This window comes from Marinilabilia rubra (assembly GCF_003121985.1).
GTDB lineage: Bacteria > Bacteroidota > Bacteroidia > Bacteroidales > Marinilabiliaceae > Marinilabilia > Marinilabilia rubra.
This window is the reverse complement of sequence record NZ_QEWP01000053.1, coordinates 1-1,512: the sequence shown is the minus strand read 5'-3', so window position 1 is coordinate 1,512 and position 1,512 is coordinate 1. Positions and strand designations below refer to the sequence as shown.

At 42.6% G+C, this 1,512-nt stretch carries 1 protein-coding gene; it reads left to right on the top strand.

Features of this window, described 5'->3' with window-relative positions:
* The first annotated feature begins 257 nt into the window (after positions 1 to 257).
* The gene (gene cysQ, locus DDZ16_RS20550; RefSeq protein WP_232526834.1) at positions 258 to 1,148 is read left to right on the top strand and encodes a 3'(2'),5'-bisphosphate nucleotidase CysQ; all 891 of its coding nucleotides are present in this window, start codon (positions 258 to 260) and stop codon (positions 1,146 to 1,148) included.
* Positions 1,149 to 1,512 lie beyond the last annotated feature (364 nt).

Sequence of the window (1,512 nt, the reverse complement as noted above, 5' to 3'; positions counted from 1 at the left end):
TCAGTTAACATATATTCTGATCAAAACAGAAAATTAAAATCAAATGTCAATCAAGGCACTCTTTTTTTTTAGCAATTTTGCAGTTAATAATAAATCAAAAAGTCAACCTATATTAGGACGGCTCACCCGTTAACTGACCACCGATTACTGCTTACTGACGACCTCTTTACGCCCAAGGCTACAAGCGCCTTTCCCCACGCTCCCTGCCCTATGCAGGTAAAACTACTGAATTGTTGATTTAATAAGCTACTGGGTAGATGAAGACCACACCTTCGCACCCTCCAACTTTCCCCAAAATAATTAATTATCTTCGCACGACAATTACAACCGGCACTGCCGGAGAAAAAGAAAACATCATGCAAACATTACTCAAACAAGCAATGGAGGCATCACTGGCGGGAGCCAGGGAAATAATGGATGTCTACGAAAATTCAGATTTTCAGGTGCAGACCAAAGATGATAACTCACCGTTGACAATTGCAGATCTCAGGGCTCACAATGCCATTAAGGATCTTTTGGAAAAAACAGGGATCCCTATTCTGAGTGAAGAGGGGACTGATATCCCTTTTGCAGAACGTTCAGGCTGGGTGCGTTTCTGGTTGGTAGACCCGTTGGATGGAACCAAAGAGTTTATTAAACGCAATGGGGAGTTTACGGTTAATGTCGCATTGATAGAAAAGGGAAGTCCTGTGCTGGGGGTAGTTTATGCGCCGGTGCTGAACCAAATCTATTATGGAGATCTGGAGGACGGTGCCTTTATGGGTAAAGAAGTTACTGCTGCAGAGACATTGAATGCCATACCCGGGAAATCGGTAAAATTACCCGTTGCTTATGAGCGTGAAACATTTAATGTGGTGGCCAGTAAATCCCACCTCAATCAGGAGACAAAAGATTTTATTGCTGATATTGAAAAGGAATCGGACAAACCGGTAGATACCGTAAGTATCGGCAGCTCGCTGAAGCTGTGTCTGGTAGCTGAAGGGAAAGCAGATATTTACCCCCGCTTTGGTCCTACCATGGAATGGGATACCGGTGCCGGTCATGCGGTTGTCAGAGCTGCAGGGAAAAAGGTCTTTCAGGCTGATACGGACCATGAATTGCAGTACAATAAGGAGAACCTGCTGAATCCTTATTTTGTGGTGAAGTAGGGGGATGGTGATCGGTGGTCGGTGGTCAGTGGTCAGTGGTCAGTTGTCAGATTATTGGAGGTTAGAGGCTTGAGGTTAGAGACTGGAGGTTAGAAGTTAGAGGTTAGAAGAGCAGGGAGCAGAGGGCATGGAGAATATTTTTATCTAACAATCTACTATCTAATAATCTAATATCTAACGACCAAAGGATGGTCAGTAGTCAGTGGTCAGTGGTCAGTTGTCAGTTGTCAGTAATTAGTTGAGCCGTCCTAATATAGGTTGACTTTTTGATTTATTATTAACTGCAAAATTGCTAAAAAAAAAGAGTGCCTTGATTGACATTTGATTTTAATTTTCTGTTTTGATCAGAATATATGTTAACTGA